This is a genomic window from Candidatus Cryptobacteroides sp. (assembly GCF_056207615.1).
The window spans coordinates 1-9,099 of record NZ_JBAEER010000011.1; the positions used below are offsets into that span (position 1 = coordinate 1).

Sequence of the window (9,099 nt, forward strand, 5' to 3'; positions counted from 1 at the left end):
ATCGCATAGAAGTAAGCGAGTGCCTTCCAGTTCATCACGTCCCACGCTACGGCTGAGTGCCACCTTTCGCCGGCAGGAATGTCTTCGTTGAGGACGCCAGGGGTCTCCTGAGTCGGGACCTTGTACATCCTGACCATGTGGTTGTTGGAGAAATTGATCTCAGGATATCTGTCCACGAGTCTCTCTATCGGGGTCTCCTGGTTCGACTGACCGGAAAGAAGCCAGAGATCGCCCACGAGCACGTCCCTGATCACCTTCTCATTGACCTCTAGAAGGAATGGGCCACCGGCCTTATGCTCAGGCATGATGACGCTCCAGTTGCCCTGGGCGTCTGCCTTGGTGAAATAGTGGGCACCATCGAAGCGGACGGTGACGTTCTCTCCGGGGTCTGCCCAGCCCCATATCTTAAGTTCGGTGTCCCTCTGAAGGACCATGCAATCGGAAATGATCTGCGGAAGTCTTACCTTGGCCTCAGTTGCTCCCGAAAAGAGCATGAGTGCGGCCATCGCGATAGACAGTCTCTTTGTAAAATTCATGTTATTAGATTTGGTGTTATGTCAAAGATAGTAATTATTTCAATTATTGAGTATATTAGCAATTTATTGACGTCTCGTCAGAGCATATTATGAAGAAAAGAATAAACGAAAACAACATAGGTTGGATTGCTGCGGGGCTCGCGTTCCTGTCCTCGTATGCATTCTTCCAGTTTGCGTATCAGTACCATCTGATGCGCAGGGAGCAGCTCAATCTCTTCCTCTATGACGGTCAGTACATAAGCGAGACCTACGATGAAGTAGGCGGGCTCGCGCACTTTCTCGGCGATTTCGTGGACCAGTTCCTGTACTTCCCTGTCGTGGGGCCGATCCTCATCGCGCTTCTTTTGACAGCCGTGGGCATCGTCGTGTACAGGCTATGCCGCATGGTGCTCAGCCGTAAGTTCGCCCTTCCTATCGCTGCGCTAGTGTTCGTATGGTCCTTCATGCGCGAAACCAGCACCCAGTATCTGACACAATATACTGTCGCTTCTCTCGGATACCTTGCTCTTTTGCTGGCTGGACTCTCCATCAAGCCTGCATGGAAGAGATGGGGCGCTGTGTGCGTGTTCTTCGCATTCGGTGTCTTAAGTCTCGGCAAGCCTTTCCATCCTCAGTACGGCCCGCTCTGGGGCACACCTTCGATGGTAATCGAGAAGGTGATGGCAATAGACGTGAACGTGTCCAGGGCAAATTGGGGAAAGGCCTACAAACTTTCGAGGGAGAACCTTCACAATAACGAGGCAAGCTACCTGAGCAACCTCGCGGATGCCGCTAACGGCAGGCTCGGTGACGAGATCTTTTCCCGTACCCAGGACTATACCAACAGCCTTTTCCTATGGGTCAGCGATCAGGTCTCGCAGTTCACCAACGGAATGGCCGGAGAGGCATGGTACAACCTCGGTGACATGACCCTCGCGGAGCAGAGTGCGATCGTGTCGCTGCAGTTCTCTCCGAAACATACTGGTGCGCGCTACATTACCCGCTTGGCACAGGTGACTCTCATCAATGGAGAGTACGGCGCAGCCCAGAAGTACCTGACCATGCTCAGCAAGACCCTCGTGTACCGCAGGTGGGCAATCAGGATGATGCCGGAGAACCATGACCAAAATACTCTCCATTGGCTCGCTGACGCGCGCAAGAACCTTACACATGGCGACATCGTCTATGGAAGGAATGACTTCCGTCCGGTGCTCAAAGGACTTCTCGACGCCAATCCGGACAACTCGCTTGCCCGTCAGTATCTTCTCTGCTACGATCTTCTTCTCTTCGAACTCGATGATTTCATGGCAGACTTCTCGGAGAGGCCTATCGAAGGACGTGCATACGAAGAGGGTGCGCTTATATGGCTTAGTCTCAGGGGCCAGGTCGACGAGGAACACACCAGACAGCTCGGAATCTCGGAGCAGGCAGTCAAGAGACTTGCCCATTTCTACCAGGATCCGGACCGCTACACGAATACGTACTGGTACTATTACATGAGGGAAATGCAGAAGTAAAAGGGACGAACAGATGAAGAAAACAGCGATAATACTTATTTCCATGGCACTCGCATGCTCCGTTCTGGTTGCGTGCAGCGGTATCCACACAACTTCCCTTGCCGGCAGCGAGGGACCTGCGGTGATCTATCCGGACTACAAGGATGTCACCATCCCCGTCAACATCGCACCGCTGAACTACCACTATGCGATGAAGGGCGTCAGGAGCGCCGTGACTACCTTCACTCTCGGCGACAAGAGCGTAACCATGCGCGGGACCCAGGTCGAGTGGAACCTCAGGAAATGGAAGAATTTCATTGCTGACGCGGCCGGAAAGACCATCGAGGTCAGCGCTGTCGTGAAGGCCGACGGCAAGAAGGTCGAGGACAGCTGGAAGATATACGTGAGCGGCGAAAAGGTCGACTCTTACCTCACCTACAGACTCATCGAACCGGCGTTCCAGATGTGGGATGAGGTCTCGATCCAGGAGCGCAACGTCGAGAACTTCGAAGAGGTCGCGATTTGCGACTACAAGCATGTGGACAATTCCTGCATGAACTGTCATATCCATGGCCAGCAGCGCGGCGACCTGTCGATTTTCTATGTACGCGGGCCTAAGGGCGGCGCGATCCTCAACCGCGACGGTAAGCTCAGGAAGCTCAATCTCAAGGACGGGGGCATGCTCTCAGGTACCGTGTACGGCGAACTTCATCCTTCGGGCAGGTTCGGCGTGTTCTCTACCAATATCATCATCCCCGGTCTCCATGCGATGGCCGGAAAGAGGACCGAGGTGTATGATACCGCATCCGACCTCACCGTCGCAGATTTCGACAGCAACAGGATGATCAACCAGGACCATGTCTCACGTGCGGACAGGTTCGAGACTTTCCCATGCTTCTCGGCTGACGGCGAGTATGTCTACTACTGCGTTGCCGACACCGTGGCCATCCCTCAGGACATCGAGAATCTCCGCTACCACCTCGTGCGCGTCTCCTTCGATTCGAAGAGCGGCAGGATGGGAGAGCAGGTCGACACGATATGGAATGCGAACACCCACAACGCGTCTGCATGCCATCCGAAGGCTTCTCCGGACGGCCGCTGGCTGATGTTCACCGTTGCCGACTATGGCACCTTCCCTATCAACCACAGCGAGAGTACTCTGAACATCGTGGATCTCAGGACAGGAGAGGTATGTGCGCTTGATTCCATCCACGACGATGCGTCAGATACCTTCCACAGCTGGTCTTCGGACGGACGATGGTTCGTGTTCGCGAGCAAGAGGGGTGATTCCCAGTTCAGCCGTGCGTATTTCTGCCGCCTGGACGAGAACGGAAATCCGACCAAGCCTTTCATGCTTCCGCAGAAGTCATCGCGCTTCTACGAGAATAGCATGAAGTCCTTCAACGTTCCTGACCTCGGTCGCGAGAGCGTCGGCATCACCGCGGCAGATGCCGGCAGACTGTACGAGCAGGAAAGCGAGCTTTTCGAATAGAATGATTACCTTTGCCGGACAATTCAGATAGCAGGTACAATGAGAAAATTCATACTTATGGCGGCGTTTGTGCTTCTCGCCGCGGTTTCATGCCAGAAAGAGGTCGTCATCGACTACCCTCATGGCTGCATCTACAGGGCAAAACTCAATGTCTTAGATTCTGAGCACCCGAACAAGACCTATCAGTCGGAGATCACGTTCAGCCTCAGGGAAGACCGTTTTTCCATCAAGAACGAGTATACCGGTGAGAAGTCAGTTATGGAATACCAGATGGACGACCATACCGCCCGTGACGAGCAGGGACAGCTCCTCACCTTTGCAGAGAACTGGAAGTCCTTCAAGTACAAGAATCTCACTTACTATATCGAGGATTTCGTACCTGAGCTCTACAACAAATACAAATAGGCCAGGAGCACCTCGCGGCGGTCCTGGCCTTTTCCCCTTTGCTGCTTGGACGAATGTCCTCTGAATTAGAAATTGTAGTAGCCTTTGGCTTCGAAAGCTGTGTGTCAACTGTGTCTGCTGTGTTTGCGCAACGGCTCGGCGGTGCAATATTGGCGCTCACCCATCTCTTCGTCCAGTTCATGGATCGCGAGCGCATCCTTACCTGCCCTTTCGAACTCCATGAGTTTCTGGGCTGCGTCGCATTCTTCCTCCACCTGTTCGTCGATAAACCACTGGAGCCGGCTCAGGGTTGCGTAATCCCCCTCCTGCATCGCGAGACTCACCAGTTCCGTCACCATCTCGGTGACCCTTCTCTCGTGTGCAAGCGTATCTTCGAACATCTCCTGCGGGTTGCTCCATTCCGATGGCACATCGGAGATGGGTTTGAGCGTCACCTTCGCTCCGCATTGCTGCATGTATGACTCGAGTATTCTCGCATGGTCCTGTTCCTCCATCCACTGTACGAAGAACCAGTTTGCGATACCATCCAGTGCCTTGTGGCTGGCGTCGAGCGACATTGCGAGATATAGGTATGCCGACCAGAGTTCGGCGTTGATCTGCTCGTTGAGAGCATGATTCATATTCTTTGAGATCATGGCATAGAAATTTTGTGGTTATAGTTCGATCCTCCATAGTCCGTGCTTGTTGCAGTAGGCGTAGGCTGCGACAGGCTTGTCCTCGCATACGCTGAAATCGGCCTCAGCCGGACCGTCGGCACTGAGATAGCGCAACTGTCCTCCATGCTCAGTCTCCAGATAGATGAACATGATCTGATGTTCCTTGGTCATAGGGTGCGGAGTCGCTCCGATCTTGACCCTGTAGGTGCATTTGTTCACATGTTCGATACATGGGAGATGGTGCTCGATGAGGCTGTCAGTGTCTCTTGGAACGAGCTCTTCCATTTCCCTTCCACAACAGTCAGGATCAACTCCGCTGTCCAAAATTTTTGCGATGAGGTTTCCGCACATCGTACATAAGTAGAATCTTGTTGCCATAAGCTTGAGTCTTAAATGTTTCGGTGTTGCAAAGGTAGAAGATGGCTATTGGTGGATTTAATTAAATTATTAGTATTTTTCTATTGTTGCTATTGATAATATCAATATATTTGCGGCATGGAACTAAGACAGTTAAGATACTTCGTGGCCGTAGCACGCACCCTCAATTTCTCTGAGGCATCACGTCGCCTCTTCATCACCCAGGGAACCCTTTCCCAACAGATACGACAGCTCGAGGACGAGGTCGGCTCGAGGCTTTTCGAGCGCACTTCCCACAGCGTGGCGCTCACCGAGGCCGGAGAGGAGCTCCTCCCGCTCGCGATAGCCACTCTGGAGGCTTCGGACGCATGCATGGAAAGGATGAAGGAGCTTCGCGGTTCCCTTACCGGAACGCTGAACATCGGTACAACCCAGTCCTTCATAAGCGTCGTGGGGGAAGCGGTGAAGAACTTCATGAAGGAGCACCGAGATGTCAAGATCAACGTCAGCGTAGACACCGCGGCAGACCTTCTGGAGAAGCTTCGCGACAGGGAGATCGACATGGCCCTTGCATTCAAGTCCATCGAGAAGTTCGAGGACATCGAGTCCGAGGTGCTCTTCAAGACCAGCCTCTGCGTCGTGGTGAGGGATGATCATCCGCTGGCCGCTCACGAATCGCTGCGCCTTTCCGACCTTTCCGGTCATGGGCTCATACTCCCCGGAAAGGGACTCCAGTCGCGCCGCGCAGTGGATCGCTTCGTCGGAATAGATACGAGCAGCTTGGACGTAAGGGCCGAGTTCAACGACCCTGAGGTCATCATGGACATGGTCCAGAGCACCGGCCTCGCGACAGTAGTCTCACCTATCGGGACATGCTACCGCCCAAAGCTCAGGACCATCCCTCTGGAGGGAGGAAAATTCGTGATGACCGGCTGCGTACACCGTCTCAGGGAAGGCTACCGCAAGCACGCTTCCGAGGTCTTTCTCTCCGCCCTTCGCGATGCGGCTTCTCTCGAGCGAATCAGCAGTGGTCTCACTATGTGAGAAAGTGCTAGGAAAGACTCTAGGAAAACCGAGATTTTCGCATATATTTGCGGCCGTTATTAACATCCTATAGCATAGATGCTGAAAAAGTTATTATTTGTTATGATAGCGCTGACTCTGGCTCTCTCGCCTTTGTCGGCGCAGAATTCCTCATCCAAGTCCAAGACGTCGTCTGTGACACTGACCTTGAAGGTCATTTCCGACGAGGACGGCGAGCCAGTCTTCGGAGCGGCTTGCACCCTTCCGGAGTATGGACTTTTCGGCCTGACGGACGATAAGGGAGTGGCTGTGATCAGCAAGGTTCCTACAGGAAAGACAGAGCTCCTGATCCAGCTTCTCGGATTCGAGGATCACAAGCAGGAAATCGAACTCACTGCGGACAGGACGCTGAACGTCAAGCTCCTCGTTTCATCACTTGCTCTCGAGCAGGTCGTCGTGACTGCGACCTCGAGCGCTGCAGGTTCGTCGACCAGTTCCAACATCGGTCGTATGGCAATCGACCATCTTCAGGCGACAAGCCTCAAGGATATCATGCAGCTTCTCCCAGGTCAGCTGATGACCAACAACGACATGACCTCGGAAGAGAAGGTGACCATCCGTACCCTTTCCAACTCAAGCGCAAACAACGCGTTCGGAACCTCGATCATGGTCGATGGAGTTCCGATTTCGGACAATGCATCCATTTCCGACAAGGTCAGTGGTGCTTCCGGTGGTACCGGCGTCGACCTCAGGCAGATCAGCGCTGACAACATCGAGTCCGTGGAAGTCATCCGAGGAATCCCTTCCGCAGAGTATGGTGATCTTACCTCCGGAGCCGTGATCGTGAACACTAAGGCCGGCTACACTCCGTATGAGGTCAGGGCGAAGGTCAATCCGACGACTTTCAACACCTCACTCGGCAAGGGATGGAAATTCTCCAAGAAGGCAGGTAGCCTCAACGTCAACGCTGACTATGCGAGGGCTTCCGGCGATCCTCGTAACAAGAGCCGATCATTCGACCGAACCAGCGGTGGCATCACCTACAGCAACACCATCGGACGTAACTGGTCCACCACGACGAAGTTCAACTTCAGCAGCATCGTGGACCTCAGGAAGGCAGACCCGGACCTCGAAGTCGAGGGTACCGAGACCGGTCAGAAACAGTACACCCTACGTTTCTCGCACAATGGAAGGCTGTCTCCGAACAGGAAGCTCTCAAGGTCGCTGAACTACTCTCTCGGATTCTCGATGAGCGAGTCGGATTCATGGACCTCGAGCATCGTTGCGACCGACGGCGGAATGCCGGTGATCAGCTCGCTCGTGGACGGTTACTATCAGGTCCCGTACATCACCGAGTCCTACAGGGCCAAGGGCGGCACCGAGTCTCGTCCTATGAACTTCTACTCGAAGATAGGAAACGTTTTCACTGCTAACACCTGGCACGTGAGCCAGCGATTCAACATGGGTGCCGAGTACAAATGGGAATCCAACAAGGCCAGAGGATATTACAACGAGGATGATTTCATGCCGCTGCGCCCGAACAGCAACGGCCGTCCGCGCCCTTATTTCGACATCCCTGCATTGAATCAGATCTCCGCATATTTCGAGGACAACGTGAAGGTGGAAATCAGCAGACACATGGAATTAAGGCTCCAGGCCGGTGTGCGCTTCGATATGCTTCAGCCGGGACGCACCGAGCAGGTGAGCTCAGTCTCCCCTCGCTTCAACGGGTCGTTCAAGGTCACCGATTGGCTCACCTTCCGCGGAGGTTGGGGCATGAACAACAAGACTCCCGGTCTCTCTCACCTCTATCCTGAGCCTAAGTACATGGACCGTGAGGCGGCGATCTATCTCCCTTCTGACGTGACCAAGAGACTGGTGGTCTACAACACCCATGTCACCGAGGTGGAGCGCAACAACTCCCTGAAGAACGCGACCAACAGCAAGACCGAGTTCGGCTTCGACATCAGCCTGAAGAACGGCATGAGCTTCTCTGTCGTTGCGTATCAGGACTACATGAAGAACGGATTCGGCAACCTCACCGAGTACAGCACCTACTACTCGAACTATTACACTGCTGAGAAGGGCATCATCATCGACAAGGACGGCGTTCCTTCCGTGGACTGGGTCAATCCGGCGAGGGTCGACACCGTCTACACCACCAGCGGCCGCATAGGAAATACCCAGGCGAGCCTCGACCGTGGAGTCGAGTTTGACTTCAACCTGGGCCATATCAAGGCGATCAACACCTCCGTGATTCTTTCAGGAGCATATATGGAGAGCCAGACATGGACCACGGGACCGAACTTCTCGAACCCATCCGGAATTCCGGCGAGCTCGGTGTATGCGCAGGGCGGATCGAACACTCCTCCGTTCAAGCTCCAGTACCCAAGCGGCCTTCAGAGGGACATCAACAGGAGGTTCAGTACCAACCTTCGTCTCGTGTGCAACATCCCGAGGATGAAGATGGTGATTTCTGCATCGAACCAGTTCATCTTCTACCAGTACCAGCACAACACCAACCAGAAGAGCGACCCTATCGGTTGGCTCGACACTGATCTGAGCTGGCATCCTATCACCCGGGAGATGCTGGACAATCCGGATTACAGGATCAAGGGCATCCTGCTCTCTTCTCAGAGGAGGAATCCGGCGGACAGCAAGGCTGTGACCCAGCCTCCGATCTGGCTCATGAACCTCAGGCTCACCAAGGACGTATCACGGAACTTCGGTTTCTCGTTCTTTGCGAACAATGCCCTCTATTTCATGCCATACCAGTCAAGCTCATATTCGGGCACGCTCACGGAGAGAAACTCCGGAACTTTCTCCTTCGGAGTTGAACTGTACGTTAAGATATGATGAAGAAATTAGCAATATATACGACGCTGCTTGTGTCCCTGTCCATGCTGGCAGGCTGCACGCGCGAGGCTCCGAGGGAGACCGACAGCTTCATGCTGACCTTCCTTATGCCCGAGGAGTGCAACGGCAACGCATTCTATTCGAACCAGACGGTCCGCATGATCGGTGCCGCCGAATATGAGTTCGAGACCGACATCTGCGGAATGGTGAAGGTCGAGTCCGTGATTCCGGGCATCTATGACATCGTGACCAAGATGGAGATCTCCGGAGCACAGTATAAGGCCATCCTCAAGGAGGAA

General features: G+C 53.9%; 8 protein-coding genes and 1 pseudogene. 6 read left to right on the forward strand and 3 right to left on the reverse strand.

The features are described from left to right. A pseudogene (locus tag AC06ND_RS00755) lies at positions 1-536 on the reverse strand (sialate O-acetylesterase); the annotation flags it as partial. Positions 537-625: 89 nt separating this feature from the next. Between AC06ND_RS00755 and AC06ND_RS00760 the strand changes: the two are divergent. Genes AC06ND_RS00760 through AC06ND_RS00770 form a run of 3 tightly spaced genes read left to right on the forward strand, consistent with a single transcriptional unit; the run spans position 626 to position 3,908 of the window. Then, a complete protein-coding gene (locus AC06ND_RS00760; RefSeq protein ID WP_475677087.1) occupies positions 626-2,032 on the forward strand; it encodes a DUF6057 family protein in 1,407 nt (468 codons plus the stop codon). Between the two features lie 13 nt (positions 2,033-2,045). Continuing rightward, positions 2,046-3,503, forward strand: coding sequence for a TolB family protein (locus tag AC06ND_RS00765; RefSeq protein WP_475677088.1), 1,458 nt, complete (start codon positions 2,046-2,048; stop codon positions 3,501-3,503). Positions 3,504-3,542: 39 nt separating this feature from the next. Continuing rightward, positions 3,543-3,908: a hypothetical protein gene (locus AC06ND_RS00770; protein ID WP_475677089.1), complete on the forward strand. Its 366-nt coding sequence runs from the start codon at positions 3,543-3,545 to the stop codon at positions 3,906-3,908. Positions 3,909-4,012: 104 nt separating this feature from the next. On the opposite strand, the gene AC06ND_RS00775 is transcribed toward AC06ND_RS00770, so the two are convergent. Both AC06ND_RS00775 and AC06ND_RS00780 read right to left on the reverse strand, forming a co-directional pair. Then, complete coding sequence (locus tag AC06ND_RS00775) at positions 4,013-4,543, reverse strand: ferritin (protein WP_475677090.1); 531 nt, start codon at positions 4,541-4,543, stop codon at positions 4,013-4,015. Between the two features lie 18 nt (positions 4,544-4,561). Then, positions 4,562-4,942 carry a desulfoferrodoxin family protein gene (locus tag AC06ND_RS00780; protein ID WP_475677091.1) on the reverse strand — a complete coding sequence of 127 codons (381 nt, stop codon included), beginning with the start codon at positions 4,940-4,942 and terminating at the stop codon, positions 4,562-4,564. Positions 4,943-5,059: 117 nt separating this feature from the next. On the opposite strand from AC06ND_RS00780, the gene AC06ND_RS00785 reads away from it, so the two are divergent. The 3 genes from AC06ND_RS00785 to AC06ND_RS00795 all read left to right on the forward strand — a co-directional run. Next, positions 5,060-5,965 carry a LysR family transcriptional regulator gene (locus tag AC06ND_RS00785; protein WP_475677092.1) on the forward strand — a complete coding sequence of 302 codons (906 nt, stop codon included), beginning with the start codon at positions 5,060-5,062 and terminating at the stop codon, positions 5,963-5,965. Positions 5,966-6,067: 102 nt separating this feature from the next. Beyond that, positions 6,068-8,800, forward strand: a complete 2,733-nt coding sequence (locus AC06ND_RS00790; protein WP_475677093.1) for a TonB-dependent receptor — start codon at positions 6,068-6,070, stop codon at positions 8,798-8,800. After that, a partial coding sequence (locus AC06ND_RS00795) for a hypothetical protein (protein ID WP_475677094.1) occupies positions 8,797-9,099 on the forward strand: 303 nt, incomplete at its 3' end. The genes AC06ND_RS00790 and AC06ND_RS00795, both read left to right, overlap by 4 nt.